Source organism: Flavobacterium sp. IMCC34518, from assembly GCF_027111095.2.
Taxonomy (GTDB): Bacteria; Bacteroidota; Bacteroidia; order Flavobacteriales; family Flavobacteriaceae; genus Flavobacterium; species Flavobacterium praedii.
In genome coordinates this window covers 1636453-1654964 of sequence record NZ_CP114284.2, presented here as the reverse complement: position 1 = coordinate 1654964, position 18512 = coordinate 1636453, and the positions used below count along the sequence as shown (strand labels likewise).

Genomic DNA, 18512 nt, shown 5'->3' with positions numbered 1-18512 from the left:
ACTTTAAACAAATTTTTAAGCTTCTTGTTCTTGTTTAATCCAATCGTATCCTTTTTCTTCCAGTTCATGCGCTAATTCTGCACCACCAGATTTTACAATTTTTCCGTTGTAAAGCACGTGCACAAAATCGGGAACGATATAATCCAATAATCTTTGGTAATGCGTAATTACAATGACAGCATTTTTATCACTTTTTAATTTGTTGACACCATTGGCAACAATTCTCAAAGCATCGATGTCTAGACCAGAATCGGTTTCGTCAAGGATGGCTAGTTTTGGTTCTAGCATCGCCATCTGGAAAATTTCATTTCTTTTTTTCTCTCCACCAGAGAAACCTTCATTAAGAGAACGCGAAAGAAACTTTCTGTCGATTTCTAATAGTTCCGATTTTTCACGAATCAATTTCAGCATTTCGTTGGCAGGCATTTCGTCTTGACCTTTAGCTTTACGAGTTTCGTTGATTGCCGATCTCATGAAATTGGTTACCGAAACTCCAGGAATTTCCACTGGATATTGGAACGAAAGGAAAACACCTTTATGTGCTCTTTCTTCTGGAGCTAATTCGGCAAGATCTTCTCCGTCCAAAATCACTTCTCCGTCCGTTACTTCATAATTTTCGTTTCCTGCAATTACAGCTGAAAGTGTACTTTTACCAGCACCATTTGGTCCCATTATAGCATGAACTTCTCCTGCTTTCACTTCAAGGTTTATTCCTTTTAATATTTCTTTGTCACCTATAGAGGCGTGTAAATTTTTTATTGATAACATCGTTTATTTGGTTTATTCATAATGTCCTTTTAAAGACAATATATCTAATATTTCTACTTTATTTTCTTCTGTAACTCTGTATATAATGCGGTGTTCTTTATTAATTCTTCTTGACTATCTTCCAGAAAGTTGATGTTTCAATTGTTCTGGTTTTCCAATTCCTTCAAAAGGATGCAAAATAATATCTTGGATTAAAGCAGATATTTTATTCATTATTGCTTTGTTACCAGATTTCTTCCAAAATTCTCTGTCTTTCTGAGCTTTTTCAGAATAAATTACTTCCACAAATCCTCTAGCTTTATTTTTATTCCTTTTCCGTCCTTAATGCTTTTTTCGGCTTCCAAAATTTCTTTTACAAATTTTGGATTATAAGGCTTTTCGATTTCTTGAACGATTTCAAAACCCAATGATTTTGCCAATGATTTCAAGACTGGAAAATCTTTTTTCTCAACGTTTTTTAAAATGAGTTCCATAACAATCTGGATATAATAATGTTTATACAAATTTATAAAAATTAACCCACAGAACCTTCTAAACTTATTTCCAATAATTTCTGTGCCTCAACAGCAAATTCCATCGGTAATTTATTCAACACATCTTTACTGAATCCGTTTACGATAAGCGCAATTGCTTTTTCGGTTGGGATTCCACGTTGGTTGCAATAGAAAACCTGGTCTTCACCAATTTTACTGGTTGTTGCTTCGTGTTCAATTTTTGCTGTTGGATTTTTGCTTTCTATATACGGAAAGGTATGAGCTCCACAATGGTTCCCCATTAATAAAGAATCACATTGTGAAAAGTTTCTCGCGTTTTCTGCTCTTGCTCCAATTTGAACCAAACCTCTATAACTGTTTTGTGATTTTCCTGCAGAAATACCTTTAGAAATAATGGTTGATTTGGTGTTTTTACCCAAATGAATCATTTTGGTTCCCGTATCGGCCTGTTGGTAATTATTGGTAACGGCAATCGAATAAAATTCTCCAATTGAGTTGTCTCCTTTTAAAATCACTGAAGGATATTTCCAAGTAATGGCAGATCCAGTTTCTACTTGTGTCCAAGAGATTTTTGCATTTTTCTCGCAGAATCCTCTTTTGGTTACAAAATTGTAAACTCCACCTTTACCTTCTTTATTACCAGGATACCAGTTTTGAACGGTAGAATATTTTATTTCAGCATCGTCTAGTGCAATCAATTCAACCACAGCGGCATGCAATTGATTTTCGTCACGAGTTGGCGCTGTACAGCCTTCTAAGTACGAAACATAACTGCCTTCATCTGCAACTAACAATGTTCTTTCGAATTGACCCGTTCCAGCTTGATTAATTCTAAAATAAGTTGATAATTCCATTGGACAACGAACGCCTTTTGGAATATAACAGAACGATCCATCTGAGAAAACAGCCGAATTCAATGCTGCATAAAAGTTGTCTTTTTGAGGAACAACGGTCCCCAAATATTTACGAACTAATTCAGGATGTTCTCTGATGGCTTCAGAAATACTCATGAAGATTATACCTTTTTCGCCTAATGTTTTTTTGAATGTTGTAGCGACTGAAACTGAGTCAACCACGATATCCATGGCAACATTATTCATCATTTTTTGCTCATCAACAGAGATTCCTAACTTTTTATACATTTCTAAAAGTTCAGGATCTACATCATCAAGAGTTTTATTTGGATCTGCTTTCTTTGGGGCTGAATAATAAGAGATGGCTTGAAAATCTGGTTTTTCATATCGAACATTTGCCCATTCTGGTTCTATCATTTCTTCCCAAGCACGGAAAGCCTCAATACGCCAGTCGGTCATCCATTGCGGTTCGTCTTTCTTTTTTGAAATAGCGCGAACAATATCTTCATTTAAACCAATCGGAAACGTTTCCGAGTCTAATTCGGTGTAGAATCCGTACTCATATTCTTTAGTCTCTAATTCGATTTTTAAATCGTCTTCGGTGTATTTTGACATATTAGCCCCCTAGCCCCCAAAGGGGGAACTCCTATTAGGGGTAAATAGGAATTTATAGTTATTATTAAATAATTTCTAAGTCTTTATAGCCTTTTATTTCCTTTTGGGAGTTGAGTACTATAATGAGAAACTCTCTCCGCAACCGCAAGTTCTATTTGCATTTGGATTATTAAATACAAAACCTTTACCGTTTAAGCCTCCTGAAAATTCCAATATGGTCCCTGCTAAATATAAAAAAGATTTTTTTTCGACAGCGATGGTGATTTCGTTATCCACAAAAATTTTATCGTCTTCACCTTTATTTTTGTCAAATTTCAAATCATAGGACAATCCAGAGCATCCGCCACTTTTCACGCCTACTCTCACGTAGTCGACAGCAGCATCAAAACCATCGTCTTTCATCAAATCGATGATTTTCTTTTTGGCAGTATCAGAAACTTGTATCATTGTTATTTTGATTTTGTCTAAATTAACGACAAAGATATTACTTTTAATGCTTTTTGCCATGATTCATAACATTTTTATAACTAATGATACTATAGAAAAAGTCTATTTGATACCTTTGACGTTATAATTTATATTCAACTGGAAAGATATCAAATAGATTTTCTCCATATAAACATTTAATTATTTAAGTATTTAATTCAAATTACAATGAAATTATATCCTATAGAAACAGGAAATTTTAAACTTGATGGTGGAGCTATGTTTGGTGTGGTACCTAAAACCATATGGAACAAAACCAATCCTGCTGACGAAAATAACTTGATCGATATTGCCGCTCGCTGTTTGTTGATTGAAGATGGAAATCGATTAATTTTGATTGATACTGGAATGGGGAATAAACAATCGGATAAGTTTTTTGGGTATTATTCGCTTTGGGGGACACATTCTATGGATAAATCGTTGGCTCAATTCGGTTTTCATCGCGATGATATTACAGATGTTTTTATGACGCATTTGCATTTTGACCATTGTGGAGGAAGTGTGCAATGGAACAAAGACCGAACAGGCTATGAGCCAGCTTTTAAAAATGCCAAATTTTGGAGTAACGAAAATCATTGGGAATGGGCGACAAAACCAAACGCTAGGGAAAAAGCTTCTTTTTTGTCTGAGAACATTTTACCTATGCAGGAAGGCGGTCAACTGCATTTTATTGCTAAACCTGACGGAGATTTTGGCATTTCAAATGAAATGGGATTTGGCATTTTTTATGCCGATGGGCATACCGAAAAACAAATGATTCCGCACATTCAGTACCAAGGCAAAACCATTGTTTTTTGTGCTGATTTATTAGCTACAGCTGGACACTTGCCCTTGCCTTATGTCATGGGATATGATACCAGACCTTTATTGACGATGCCCGAGAAATCAAAATTCTTGAACGCCGCTGCCGATAATAACCATTATTTGTTTTTGGAACACGATGCGCATAATGAAATTATAACGGTACAACATACTGAAAAAGGAGTACGATTGAAAGAAGTATTCTGTTGTGGTGATATTTTTTAAGAGTAGATTATAATAATTCTAATAGAAAAGTCCCCATTTTCATCGATTTGAAATGGGGATTATTCTTTATTATTTCATCTGAGCAATTACGATGCTTAGAATTGAAAAAACACCTACACCCCACATCATTGGTGTCACTTCTTTAGTATTTTTGGTGAATAACGCCAAGATTATAAAGGAGGAAAAACCATAGGCAATTCCGTTGCTGATACTATAGGTTAGGGGCATCATTATCATGGTTAAAAATGCAGGTACGGCAATATGTAAATCCGTAAAATTGATTCTGGATAGATGTTTGGACATATAGATTCCAACAAGGACTAGTGCTGGCGCTGTTGCATATGCTGGAACGATTGTTATTATAGGAGAGAAAAACAATGCTAAAAAGAAAAACAGTGCTACAAATACCGAACTTAATCCTGTTTTGGCTCCATTGGCAATTCCTGTGGCCGATTCAATAAAAACAACGGTATTACTTGTTCCCAAAATACCGCTGAACATTGTTGCAATACCATCGGCTTCCAATACTTTTTTGAGGTGTGGCATTTTGCCCTTTTTACCAACGAGATTTGCTTCATAAGAACAGGCAATCGCCGTTCCAATAGAATCAAATAAACTTACAAAAAGAAAAGAAAAAATAGCGGAAGCAAAACTTAGTTTTAAAACCCCCAAGATATTTAGTTGCCCAAAAATGGGCGTAATAGATGGCGGTAATGAAAATAGGTGAGTTGGTAAGTGAACAGAGGGATCAAATGCAATTCCTAAACAAGTGCCGAAAATGATTCCAATTAAGATGGCACCTTTTACTTTGTATATTTCTAAAATTATGGTTATTAATAGAGTTACTAAACCAATTACAACAGCTGGTGTAAATTTACCCAATGTAACCAAAGTATCTGGATGAGCAACGATAAGACCTAATTGTTTGAATCCGATAAAGGCAATAAAAAAACCAACACCACATCCCATAGCCACCTGTAATGAGGGAGGAATAGCTTCTACAATTTTATGCCGAATTCCAAAAAATGAGATAATTGTAAAAAATACTCCTGAAAGAAAAACAACGCCCAAAGCATCCTGCCAAGAAACGCCTTGTCCCAAAACTAGGGTAAAGGCAAACATAGCGTTTAGTCCCATTCCTGGTGCCATGGCAAAAGGGACTTTGGCCCAAATCCCAACCAATAAAGTACCAAAAATAGCTGCAATACAAGTAACCGAAATAAGCGCTTCTTTTGGCATACCCGTCATGGAGAGTATGTTTGGGTTTACAAAAATAATGTAAGCCATAGACAAAAAAGTAACCAAACCACCTAGAGCTTCTTGCTTTACAGAAGTTTCTCGTTCTTTTATTTTGAAATATTGAAGTATTTTATTCATTTGGTTTTTTATTTATTACTATTGAACCAGCGTTCTGTTTTTTTCGAAGAACTCAAATTTACGATAAAAAACAAAACCCCCATTTTCAAAATGAATGAAAATGGGGGTTTTGATTATAATTGATATATGTTATTCTACTATAATTTTTTTAGCAGTATTGGCACCTTCGCTTTCTAGATAAACAAAATAAATTCCTTTTGGTAATCCAGTTAAATATATTGTATTGTCTAAGGATCCAGTAGTAAATGTAGTTGTTTTTACTAATTTTCCTAAAGCATCATATACGGTTGCTTTTTTAAGAACAATATTGTCAATATGCAATTCTCCTTTGGTTGGATTAGGAAAAATGGCAACTTTGTCAAAAACAGAATCTTCGATTCCTAATGCAGAACATGTTGTCGAAAAGGTTGCTGTAGCATCTTTGTAAAAAGGAGCTGCAAAAGAATCGGCATAGTTTGCATCATCTACTTGAATACAAGATAAATTTGGGTTTTTAGTTGCTATGAAAGCAGTTATATTTGTGTTATTTCCATTTTTTATATTCAGTTTATTTAGTTTACCGTCACTACAATATAAACTTGTTAACTTTGTGTTTTTCGAAACATCTAAATTTGTAAATTGGTTTAGTCCACATGATAAGTAAGTTAGTACTAAATTATTTGAGAGATCTAAACTTGTTAATTGATTTGTATGACAAATTAAATAATCAAGGTTACTGTTTTTCGAAAAATCTAAATTAGTTAATTGGTTTTTTTCACAAAACAAATTAGTCAGGGCAAAGTTTTTTGAAATATCTAGACTAGTCAGTAAATTATCACTACAATTCAGCCTTTTTAGAGCAGTAAAATCCTGAATACCTGTCATATCAGCAATAGCAGAACTTCTAACATCAAGATCTACTTGGGAGTTAATACTAGAAGTTTTAACTTTTCCGTTTTTACCGTCGGTATCTATTCCTATTGAAATTAATTGATTTTCAAAATTAGAATCTGGTATTATAGTATAAGGCACACAAACAGTGTTATAGGATGCGATTTTATCTTTTGCCAATCCCCAATTTGCAATTGAATAAGCCTCGTTATCTACGAGTATGCAAGTTAATTTTGGGTTGTTGGTAAAATTGCCAAACATCATATTTTGCATATTGGCGTTATTCCCGTTTTGTATATTCAAATACGTCAAGTTGTTGTTTGAACATTCTAATTGTTTCAGCGATTTATTGGCAGTTACGTTTAAGGTAGTCAGCAAATTAAAACTACAACTCAAAACTGTAATGGCAGTGTTTTTTGAAATATCTAAATTTGATATTTTATTTACACCACAATATAATTTGTCTAAACTTTGGTTTTTGGAAACATCCAAAGCGGTAATAGCATTATTGCCACAGGTTAGCGAAGTTATCATTCTAAAATCTTGAATTCCTGTTAAGTCTGTGATTCCACTATAGGAAACATCCAAAGTACCTACATTAAATATACTAGCAGAAAGAACTTTCCCGTTTTTACCGTCTTTATCAATGCCAAGAGCGATTAATTTATCCTCAAATTTTGCGTCAGGGATAGTGGTATAAGTATTTGCTAAAGCGGAACAATCTGATGAATAACCCGCTGTTGCATCTTTAGCTTCCCAATTGCTATTACAAAAAGCAGCGTTGTCTACTTGAATACATAGTAGATTTGGGTTTTGCGCCAAATTTGCAAAATACATGCGTTTCATATTGATGTTGTTGCCATTTTTTAGATTCAAAGACGTCAAGCTGTTTTTGTAGCAGTTAATTTCAGTTAAACCGATATTTTTAGAAACATCAAGAGTAGTAAGTGTATTTTCTGAAACGTTTAATTTGTTCAACACAAGATTTTTAGAAACATCAATAGTTGTTAATTTATTGGTGTTGCAATACAAATCGGTTAAACTAGTGTTTTTGGACACATCCAATGTTGTAATCTCATTAGTTCTGCAATCCAAATAAGTTAAAGCGGTATTTTTTGTAACATTCAAAGCAGTTAGGACATTGTCGCTACAATCTAAATAATTTAAAGAGACAAAATCTTCAATACCCGTTAAATTGGCAATATTGCTGCTGTATACTTCAAGAGAGGTAAGAGCTGCTACGCTGGCTGTTTTTACTTTTCCGTTTTTACCATCGGTATCAATTCCAAGAGCAATTAACTTATCCTCAAAATTGGTGTCTGGTAATAAAGTATATGGAGTACAGTCTGTATTATAAGTTGCCGTAGCATCTTTTTTACTTGACCAATTTGTATCGGCATAAGAGACATCATCTACCAGAATACATTTTAAATCTGGATTATAATTCAGTGTAATTTTGTCATTGGTTATTAAATTGTTTTTTCCATTTTTCAAATTCAAACTAGTAAGTTTATTACCGCTGCAATTTAAAGATGTTAAAGCCGTATTCTTAGAAATATCTAGTGACGCCAATTGATTGTATCTACAACTGATAAAAGTTAAAACGACATTTGCAGAAACATCTAAAGCTGTTATTTTATTAAAATCACATCCAAAAATAGTTAAAGCTGTGTTTTTTGAAATATCTACAGACGTTAATTTATTACTGTCACAGCCCAAATAAGTCAAAGCAGTATTTTTTGAAACATCTAGTGTTGTTATTTGATTTTCGTAGCAATGTAATTCAGTTAGTGATTTAAAGTCTTGTATTCCAGTTAAATCAGTAATGGAGCTAAAGCCAACATTGAGATACGTTACAGAGGCGATACTTTCTATTGCGACTTTACCATTTTTTCCGTCTTGGTCAATTCCAAGAGCGATTAGTCTGTCTTCAAATTTAGAGTCCGGTAGTAAAGTATATATGGTACAGTCTAAACTAAAACTAGCTGTTGCATTTTTTATGGTAGCCCAATTTGTGGTTGCATAATCAACATCAGCTACTTGAATGCATATTAATGCTGGATTGTTTGAGCAATTTAAAGTTGTTAAAGCAGCATTTTTAGAAAGGTCTATTTTTTTTAATAAATTTCCTAAGCAATTTAATGCAGTCAATGCTGTGAATCCTTCAATACCTTTTAAATTAGCAATGGAACTGTTCGAAACATCTAAGGAAGTTATTGCGGCAATACTTGTGTTTAATATTATACCATTTTTTCCATCGGTATCAATTCCAAGCGCTATTAACTTGTCTTCAAAATTAGCATCAGGAATTTTTGTAATAGTTGAGCATTCATAAGGGGAAAAAATAGCAGAAGGATCTTTTTTGTTTTCCCAATTAGTATTTGAATAAGTAATATTATCAACAGCGATACAGGTTAAAAACGGATTTCCTAAAAGATCAATATTATTAGTGGTCAATAAATTATTTCCGCCATTTTTAAGATTTAAACTCCTTAATTTATTGGAACTGCAATCTAAATTCGTCAATACAGTATTTTTTGTAATATCCAAAGCTGTCAGCAAATTGTATTCACAGTTTAAAACTTTTAAGGATATGCTTTTAGATATGTCTAAAGTTGTTAATTGATTTGATTTACAATGTAAGTTAATCAATTTCATATTTTGAGAGACATCCAGTGCAGTTAACTGATTAGAATCACAATATAAGTTTGCTAATTTTATATTTTTATAAAAATCCAGACTTTTCAAATTATTATATCTGCAATCCAGATAGTCCAGAGAAATATTTTTTGAAAGATCCAAACTTGTCAATTGATTACTGTAACAAGTTAATTGTGTCAAAGAAACAAAATCCTGAATTCCTGTCAAGTCAGTAATAGAACTATAAGAAACATCCAACGAAGTCAATTGGTTAACACTATTAGTCAACACTTTTCCATCAGTTGCACCAGAATCAATTCCTAGTGCAATCAGTTTTTTCTCAAAATTCACATCGGGAATAGTAGTGTATTGAGCATAAGTAGTTAATGATGCTAAAAATAGCAAAATAAGTAATTTTGTTTTCATAGGTTATAACGCTTTGAGGTTGGTGCGAATGTACGGTAATTCCTTTTAAATTATAAGAACTTTTTTAAAAAATAGACAAAAGTCTAATATGACTGTCGAATAGCTAAATTATTACATTTTAACAAAAATATTCTAATAAAATTAAGACTGTTTCAGGGTGCTTCCTAAAATTAAGTTAACAATTGCATAATATCTAATTCACTTCCACTATTTTTGAAGTGTATTACAAAAACAAGAAACTACAATCCATGAAAAAAATAAATCTTACAGCTTTAACTCTTCTAGCCGCATTGACTTTAAGCCTTTCTGCCAATGCACAAACAGCCACAAACTATACTGCCAAAAAAGGAAAACTTAGTGAACCTGAATTGCAAAGATGGTCGCATTTGGATTTGGCCAAAGACAGTATTCCAGGGATGAGTGTAGACAAAGCCTATGCCGAATTGCTAAAAGGAAAGAAAAATGTAAAAGTAATTGTAGCTGTTGTAGATTCGGGTGTAGACATTGATCACGAAGATCTAAAAGACGTAATTTGGACCAATAAAAAAGAGATTGCCGGAAACGGAATTGATGATGATAAAAACGGTTTTATAGATGACATTCATGGTTGGAATTTTCTAGGTGATGCGCTACACGAAAGCCTCGAAATGACGAGAATCGTAAAAAAAGCAGATGATGGATCTGCTACTTATAAAAATGCTTTGGTTGCATATAATTTAAAATATGACAAAGCAATGAAGGATAAACAACAAATTGATTTCTTGCTTAGTGTGGATAAATCCATTCAGGAAAATCTAAAAAAAGAAGTTTATACTATTGAAGATTTGAACGGAATTGACACTACTGATCCTGAATTGGGAAGGAACAAAATGATAATGACTCAAATCATGACTGATGCTGGCCCAACTTTTAGAACCGAATTAAACGAATATGGAAAATACGTTTACAATCAACTGAATTACAATTTAAACAAAGAGTATGACGGCCGCAAAGTAGTTGGAGATAATCCTGAGGATATAAAAAACACAAAATACGGTAACAATATAGTTTATGGCCCAGACAAAGAAGAGGCCGATCACGGAACTCACGTTGCGGGTATTATTGCGCAAGTGAGAGGCAATAATCTTGGAGGGGACGGAATTGCCAATAATGTTGCTATTATGGCGGTGAGAGCTGTGCCAGATGGTGATGAATATGACAAAGATATTGCTCTAGCAATCCGTTATGCTGTAGATAATGGAGCAAAAGTAATCAATGGTAGTTTTGGGAAAAGTTATTCTCCACACAAACAATGGGTATACGATGCTATAAAGTATGCTGAAAAGAAAGATGTACTTTTTGTTCATGCTGCAGGAAATGATGGAGAAAATATTGATTTGGATCAAAATGCCAATTTCCCAAATGACTCTGATGATAATAAAATAGAATTTGCTTCGAATGTGTTAACAATAGGAGCTTTAAACAATCAATATGGAGAAGGTGTAATTGCTGATTTTTCAAATTATGGCACTTTTAATGTAGATGTTTTTGCACCGGGAAACCAAATATATGCTACAATTCCAAACAACAAATACAAATATTTGCAAGGAACTTCAATGGCTTCGCCAAATGCAGCTGGAGTAGCTGCCTTGATTCGTTCGTATTATCCGAAATTATCAGCCAAACAAGTAAAACAAATCTTGATGGAATCTGGAACACCACTTCCTGCTAAAGTAATTTTGGGTGAAAACCCAAATCCTGCTCAAGAGCTCAGTGCTGTTGCATCATCCCAATCATCAAAATCGGCAAGAATGGTTAATGCATACAATGCCTTATTGATGGCCGAAAAAATGACTAAGAAGTAATTTTCACTTTTAATTATACAATGGAAGAGACTATTACTCTTCCATTTTTTATTTTTATATACTATGCGCAAACTTTTTTTATTCCTACTCTTTTCGGTTAGTATCGGAAATTTATTCGCCCAAAACACTGGGTATTGGCAACAACATGTCGATTATAAAATGGACGTCACTATGGATGTCAAAACATATCAATACAAAGGGAAACAAGAATTGGTTTATACCAATAACTCTTCAGATACGTTAAAAAGTGTGTATTACCATTTGTACAATAATGCTTTTCAACCCGGAAGCGAAATGGATGCTCGATTGCAAACCATCAAAGATCCTGATGGACGTATGGTCACCAAAATAAAAGTCGATGGCAAAGATGTAAAAGAAAGCCGAATCAAAAACCTAAAACCCAACGAAATTGGATATTTGAAGATTTCTAATTTCAAACAAGATGGCGTTACCGCTGTTGCAAAAGAAGTGGGAACAATTCTTGAAGTGACTTTGGCCAAGCCCATTTTACCCAATTCAAAATCTACTTTTACACTTGATTTTGATGGTCAGGTTCCCGTGCAAATTCGTCGTTCAGGACGAAATAATACTGAGGGAGTTGAATTGTCGATGGCGCAGTGGTACCCAAAAATGGCAGAGTTTGATTTTGAAGGATGGCATGCCGATCCCTACATCGCTCGAGAATTTCATGGTGTTTGGGGGAATTTTGATGTAAAAATCACCATAGACAAGGATTATCTTTTGGGAGGTTCTGGTTATTTGCAAAACCCAAATGAAATAGGGTATGGGTATCAAGATGCTGGAGTTACAGTAGTTTATCCTAAAAAAACAAAAACGTTGACTTGGCATTTTATTGCACCAATGGTACATGATTTCACTTGGGCGGCCGATAAAAATTACCAACACGATATTGTCAAAGGGCCTAATAATGTAGATCTGCATTTTATCTATAAAAATACTCCCGCAGTTGTAGAAAACTGGAAAAAACTAGAGCCTTTGATGTCTCGAGTTATGGATTTTTACAATAAAAATGTGGGTAATTATCCATACAAACAATATTCATTTATACAAGGTGGTGATGGCGGAATGGAGTATGCTATGTGTACTTTAATGCTAGGAAATGGTACAACCGAAGGAATGTTAGGAACTGCCACTCATGAAATGGGACATTCTTGGTTTCAACATATTTTGGCATCCAATGAATCCAAACACCCTTGGATGGATGAAGGCTTTACAACCTATATCGAAGATTTGGCTCTAAATGATTTAAAAGACAAAAAAGAAGAAAACCCATTCAAAGGCAATTATGCGGCCTATTATAAATTAGTAGAATCTGGAAAAGAACAACCACTTTCTACACACGGAGATCGTTATGATGAAAACCGTCCGTATAGTATTGCTTCTTATGTAAAAGGGAGTATATTCTTGTCTCAACTAGAATACGTAATTGGTCAAGAAAATTTAAGAAATACACTTAAAAAGTATTTTCAAGATTTCAAATTCAAGCATCCATCTCCAAACGATATCAAGAGAACGGCCGAACGTGTTTCGGGAGCCAACCTCGATTGGTATTTGGTCGATTGGACGCAAACCTTAAACACAATCGATTACGGTATCAAAGACGTAAAAGAAAATGCAGATAAAACAACTGTAACTCTGGAACGAATTGGTCGTATGCCAATGCCTATCGATGTTTTGGTCGAATACACAGATGGCACCAAAGAAAGTTTCTACATTCCGTTACGCATGATGAGTTTTGAAAAAGCAAACCCAACGCCAGCCATCACTAGAACTGTTCTTAACGATTGGGCTTGGGCGTATCCAACATTTGAATTTAATATTGCAAAACCAAAAGCAAGTATTAAGAAAATTACCATTGACCCAAGTGGTTTAATGGCAGATATCAAACAAACCAATAATAGTTACGATCTAAAGTAATTTTTAGGTTTACATACCAAAGGCTCTTTTAAAAGGTAACGTTTTAAAAGAGCCTTTTTTTGTCTAGAATTAGTAGGGGGTGCCCCCGTTGCGCAAAGGGGCGTACTTAGGGTGCCGCTTATACCGCCCCTTTGCGCAACGGCGTCGGGCTCTCCACGCTACTTTGGTAGCTAGTTCCTATCCCTCACCCAATTCTAACACCATTAGAGAAAATATAGAAACCTAGGTTTTTTTAAACGTTTCAATTTTTATAATTATAAATTTTATTAGTAAATTTACGATATAAAGTAATTTTAATTACTGTAAAATAAAGATTCCTAGACTTTTTTTATTAGTAAGCATAAGTAAAAAAAGTGAATAATTTAACAGGCATACCTTTGTCAAAGTCTGAAACTTTGACAAAGGTTCAAACTAAAACAATTTGAGAACAATTAGAAATACAGTTGTCGCGAACCCACTTTTGTCAAAGTTCAAAACTTTGACAAAGGTTCACAAAATAGCAATATGATAGCTGTTGGAATTTCAGATGTCGCTTTCACCTTTGTCAAAGTCTGAAACTTTGACAAAGGTTCAAAGTAAAACAAATTGAGAACAATTAGAAATACAGTTGTCGCGAACCCACCTTTGTCAAAGTTCAAAACTTTGACAAAGGTTCACCTAAAATAACATGATAGCATTAAGCATTTCAGATGTCAATTTCACCTTTGTCAAAGTCTGAAACTTTGACAAAGGTTCACAAAGGTCTTTATCTATTCCTCTTTTTCATGCAGATGCCTAATAATTTCAGCAATAAGTCCTGTCCATCCTGTTTGATGATTGGCGCCTAAACCTTTGCCGGTATCACCATCAAAATATTCAAAAAACAAATGATTTTTATTAAAAAGGGTATCCTTTTGAAATTTTTCATATTCGCCATACATCGGAATCTTTTTGTTCGTATCTGGGATAAATAGCGCTAATAAACGTTTGGCTACACCCTCTGCGGCTTCTCTCAAATTTACCGAATTTCCGGATTCACTTGGGAATTCTACCTTGAAGTCTTTTCCATAATAACCATGAAATTTATCTAAAGAGTCAAGTATTAAATAATTCATAGGGAACCAAATAGGACCTCTCCAATTCGAATTTCCACCAAACATATCTCCAGTGGCTTCTGCTGGGGTATAATCTACTTGAATGATTCCACCATCATGTTTGAATACATAGGGGTGGTCTTTATGGTATTTGGATAAAGAACGTACCCCAAAATCAGATAAAAATTCCTTTTCGTCAAACATACGTTTAAGGATCATCTTCATTCTATGTCCTCTAAGGGTTGATAGTAAACGAGTTTCACCTTTACCAGGATTGTACCAACTTGATACGAGACCAGCTAAGTCGGGACGGTTTTTCAATACCCATTCTACACGACGCTTGAAAACAGGAAGTTTTTCGAGCAAGTCTGGAGTTAAAACTTCGACAGCAAATAGTGGAATTAACCCAACCATCGAGCGAATTTTCAATAATTCGGCATCACCATTTGGCTTATGAAGCATGTCATAATAAAACTGATCGGTTTCGTCCCAAAGGCTTACGTTGTTGTCTCCCAAAGATTGCATAGCTCCCGAAATATGAAGGAAATGCTCAAAAAATTTGGATGCCATATCTTGATAAACAGGATTTTTCAAAGATATTTCACAGGCAATTCGTAACATATTCAAGCAATACATTGCCATCCAACCGGTACCGTCAGCTTGTTCGAGGTGACCACCTGTTGGCAAATCGGCGGAGCGGTCAAACACTCCAATATTATCCATTCCAAGAAATCCACCACCAAAAATATTATTGCCATTTTCATCTTTAAGATTCACCCACCAAGTAAAGTTGAGCAGCAATTTATGAAAAACACGTTCCAAGAAAACGGTATCACCAACACCTCCATTGGCTTCTTTGTCAATTTCGTATACCTTCCAAGTGGCCCATGCGTGAACAGGAGGATTCACATCCGAAAACGACCATTCATAAGCTGGGATTTGCCCGTTGGGATGCATATAATATTCCCGAAGGATAACCATCAATTGTCGTTTGGCAAAGTCAGGATCTAATCGTGCCAGTGGCAAGGTATGAAAAGCCAAATCCCAAGCTGCAAACCATGGATATTCCCATTTGTCGGGCATGGAAAGTATGTTTGAAGTGTACAAATGTTTCCAAGAACTGTTTCGTCCTTCTTTTCTATTGGCATCTGGCCTAGGAGTAGATGGATCTCCTTTTAGCCATTCGTGTACATTATAATAATACCATTGTTTGGTCCACAGCATTCCAGCATAAGCTTGACGTTGTATGGATTTTAATTTTTCGTCGGCAATATCTTTTTGTAATGGGGCGTAAAATTCATCTGCTTCTAGAAGTCTTTTTTCAAATAGAACATCAAAATCTTCGAATGGTTTTTCTGGTGATGTATTTGTAAAACGAAGGCGGTATTCTTTTTTACCATTAGCAGGTATAACATCATCATAATGAACAGATGCTTTTGTACCAACGGCTTCTGGATTTACACTTGTACGTTTTTGATTGACTATATAATCATTGATCCCATCTTTGGCATAAGGAGATTGTTTAGGGGACTTATATAATTTTTCAAAATTAGTTTCATTGTCACAAAACAAAATTTCTTTAGCATCTTCTGCATACAAGTTAAAGTGTCCTACCAAGCGATGGTTAACTTCTATAACTGATTTTCCAATTCCGGTTAAAGTAGGTTTGTGTTTGTAATTATCATAACCCCAACTCCACGTATTTCGGAACCAAATGGTTGGTAATACAGTTAGAGGTGCTGGCATTTTGGAGCGATTCTCTACAGTTATTTTGATGAGTATGTCTTGCTCATCGGCTTTGGCATAGGCAATTGTGATATCAAAATAATCATTGTTGTCAAAAATTCCAGTGTCTAACAATTCATATTCAGGTTCTAATCTGGATCTCTTTTTGCTCTCTTTGATTAATTTTTCATAGGGAAATGAAGAATGAGGATACTTATAAAGCATCTTTTGATAGGAATGCGTAGGAGTAGAATCTTGATAGAAATAAATTTCTTTTACATCTTCACCGTGATTTGACTCGGCTGGTGTTAAACCAAAAAAGCGTTCTTTTAAAATACGGTCATTATGATTCCAGAAGGCCAAAGCAAAACAAATGTGTTGTTTATTGTCTGAAATTCCTCCAATACCCTCTTCTCCCCATCTGTATGCTTTGGAGCGTGCCATATCATGTGTTACACTTCCCCAGGCATACCCACTTTGTGAGTAATCCTCGCGAACTGTTCCCCATTGTCTTTCAGTTAGGTACGGCCCCCATTTTTTCCAACCTTTATTGTCAATTCTGGATTGTAAACGAATTTTTTCTGCGTTTTTTTCTATTTCTTTTTCTTCAACTCTTTCTGACATTCCCTTTCTGTATTGATTCTAGTGTGCAATTTATATAAATCGCATTTAAAAACTGGTATATAATTATTAAAAATAGAGAGATAAAATTAACGAAATAGCATTAATGGTTTGTTTTATTATTTTATTTACAGAATTGCCTTAGGTATTGAATTTACTGTAGTTTTTTTAATATAATTTTTTACAATTCTCTTCGTTTCCAGATAGAAGATATTTTTGTCTTTGCTCTTTTTTCTAAAAAATTTAAGCTTCAAATGGTTTGTTTCTGAGTAGTAATTTTTTTGAGTTTAATCAGTTCTTGGGTAACAGTTTAGAATAGGTTACAATAGCGTATTGTAATATAAATGGAAAATTGTTTTTTCTAACGAAAAATAGTTTGATAGCACTGATGCCGAGTGAGGGATAGAGCAAGGCGCCAAAGCGCTCGTGATAGCCCGACCGCGATTTGTAAAGGGGGCGAATAAGCGTTGTCTAAAGTTGGCCCCCTTTGCAAATCGGGGGCACTCCCAAATGGGTTTTGACAAACTGATGAAGTAAGTGTTGGGTATTTTATTGTATATCGGTATTGTATTGAGGACTTAGATTTTTTAACATATCTACGGTCATCATTTCGAGATCAAATTCGTGATTCCAACCCCAATCTTCTCGGGCACGACTGTCATCGATACTCGCAGGCCAGCTGTCGGCAATTTTTTGACGAAAGTCGGGTGCATAAGTAACTTTAAGTTCTGGAATGTGTTTTTTGATTTCGGCAGCGATTTCGGTTGGGGTGAAACTGATAGCAGCCAAATTATACGAAGAACGGATCTTGATTTGTTCTACCGGTGCTTTCATAATGTTGATGGTGGCGGCAATGGCATCGTCCATGTACATCATAGGCATTTTGGTTTCAGAGGTCAAGAAACACTCGTATTTGCCTTCGCTTAAGGCTTTGTGGTAAATGTCAACGGCGTAATCGGTAGTTCCTCCGCCAGGTAAAGTAGTCCAACTGATAAGACCTGGGTAGCGAACACTTCTCACATCGACACCAAAAATGTTATGATAGTATTCGCACCATCTTTCACCCGCTTGTTTGCTGATTCCATAAACTGTGGAAGGTTCCATGATGGTGTATTGTGGTGTATTTTCTTTGGGTGTTGTTGGTCCAAAAACGGCGATACTCGAAGGCCAAAATATCTTTTTTATTTTTCCGGCTTTGGCCAAATTCAAAACGTGAAACAACGAATTCATATTCAAATCCCAAGCAAAAGCAGGATTTTTTTCGGCAGTTGCAGAGAGCAGTGCAGCCATCAAATAGACATCGGTGATTTGGTGGATTTCGACTAAATGTTCGATTTGGTTAAAATCTAATGCATTGACTACTTCAAAAGGACCTGAATTGACCACGTCATTATTCAGTTTTCGAATATCCGAAGCTATAACATTATCGGTTCCATAAAGAGCTCTAAGTTGATGAGTCAGTTCGGTACCAATTTGCCCGCAAGCGCCTATTATTAATATTTTTGGATTCATGGTGTGTAGTTTTGAAATGCAAATATAGCGATTTCGCAAATTATCAAGAATAAAGATAATAAATTTTATGAATGTTGTAATAATAAAGGCTGAATTACCGAAAGGTCATAATTCTGGATGTTGTCATTTTGTGACTGAGGCTGTAATTGTATGGGGTAATAAATGACCGCAGATTGCTTCGCCTATTCGTTATCACTCGGGTCACTGATTTTTTTGAAAAAGTAGATTTTTGAAACTTTAATA

At 34.9% G+C, this 18512-nt stretch carries 12 protein-coding genes; 3 read left to right on the top strand and 9 right to left on the bottom strand.

What is annotated here, in order from left to right; translation table 11 throughout:
* Window positions 1-15: 15 nt before the first annotated feature.
* The 5 genes from sufC to OZP06_RS07225 form a co-directional block, all read right to left on the bottom strand.
* Window positions 16-768 (bottom strand): Fe-S cluster assembly ATPase SufC, encoded by a 753-nt coding sequence (gene sufC, locus OZP06_RS07245; RefSeq protein ID WP_281324419.1) that lies wholly within the window; start codon window positions 766-768, stop codon window positions 16-18.
* 114 nt (window positions 769-882) lie between these two features.
* Window positions 883-1053 carry a type II toxin-antitoxin system YoeB family toxin gene (locus OZP06_RS18030; RefSeq protein ID WP_348651443.1) on the bottom strand — a complete coding sequence of 57 codons (171 nt, stop codon included), beginning with the start codon at window positions 1051-1053 and terminating at the stop codon, window positions 883-885.
* Window positions 1044-1241 carry a DUF2683 family protein gene (locus OZP06_RS07235; RefSeq protein WP_269224289.1) on the bottom strand — a complete coding sequence of 66 codons (198 nt, stop codon included), beginning with the start codon at window positions 1239-1241 and terminating at the stop codon, window positions 1044-1046. The genes OZP06_RS18030 and OZP06_RS07235 overlap by 10 nt, the downstream gene beginning before the upstream one ends.
* A 41-nt stretch (window positions 1242-1282) precedes the next feature.
* Window positions 1283-2731, bottom strand: a complete 1449-nt coding sequence (gene sufB, locus OZP06_RS07230; protein WP_269224288.1) for a Fe-S cluster assembly protein SufB — start codon at window positions 2729-2731, stop codon at window positions 1283-1285.
* A gap of 117 nt (window positions 2732-2848) precedes the next feature.
* A complete protein-coding gene (locus OZP06_RS07225) occupies window positions 2849-3178 on the bottom strand; it encodes an iron-sulfur cluster assembly accessory protein (protein ID WP_281240383.1) in 330 nt (109 codons plus the stop codon).
* Between the two features lie 207 nt (window positions 3179-3385).
* Here OZP06_RS07225 and OZP06_RS07220 point away from each other — a divergent pair, with 207 nt between their 5' ends.
* Complete coding sequence (locus tag OZP06_RS07220; RefSeq protein ID WP_269224287.1) at window positions 3386-4243, top strand: MBL fold metallo-hydrolase; 858 nt, start codon at window positions 3386-3388, stop codon at window positions 4241-4243.
* A 69-nt stretch (window positions 4244-4312) separates the two neighbouring features.
* Here the strand turns inward: OZP06_RS07220 and OZP06_RS07215 are convergent, their stop codons facing one another.
* Entirely contained in the window at window positions 4313-5620 is a 1308-nt protein-coding gene (locus OZP06_RS07215; RefSeq protein WP_269224286.1) for an NCS2 family permease, read from the bottom strand.
* 129 nt (window positions 5621-5749) lie between these two features.
* On the bottom strand, window positions 5750-9556 hold the full coding sequence (locus OZP06_RS07210) for a T9SS type A sorting domain-containing protein (protein ID WP_281324418.1): 3807 nt from the start codon (window positions 9554-9556) through the stop codon (window positions 5750-5752).
* 248 nt (window positions 9557-9804) lie between these two features.
* Here OZP06_RS07210 and OZP06_RS07205 point away from each other — a divergent pair, with 248 nt between their 5' ends.
* Both OZP06_RS07205 and OZP06_RS07200 read left to right on the top strand, forming a co-directional pair.
* Entirely contained in the window at window positions 9805-11400 is a 1596-nt protein-coding gene (locus OZP06_RS07205) for a S8 family peptidase (protein ID WP_281324417.1), read from the top strand.
* Window positions 11401-11463: 63 nt separating this feature from the next.
* The gene (locus OZP06_RS07200; protein ID WP_281324416.1) at window positions 11464-13338 is read left to right on the top strand and encodes a M1 family metallopeptidase; all 1875 of its coding nucleotides are present in this window, start codon (window positions 11464-11466) and stop codon (window positions 13336-13338) included.
* A 749-nt stretch (window positions 13339-14087) separates the two neighbouring features.
* Here the strand turns inward: OZP06_RS07200 and OZP06_RS07195 are convergent.
* Window positions 14088-16760, bottom strand: a complete 2673-nt coding sequence (locus OZP06_RS07195; RefSeq protein ID WP_269224283.1) for a glucosidase — start codon at window positions 16758-16760, stop codon at window positions 14088-14090.
* Window positions 16761-17306: 546 nt separating this feature from the next.
* On the bottom strand, window positions 17307-18269 hold the full coding sequence (locus OZP06_RS07190) for an L-threonine 3-dehydrogenase (RefSeq protein WP_269224282.1): 963 nt from the start codon (window positions 18267-18269) through the stop codon (window positions 17307-17309).
* Window positions 18270-18512: the final 243 nt, after the last annotated feature.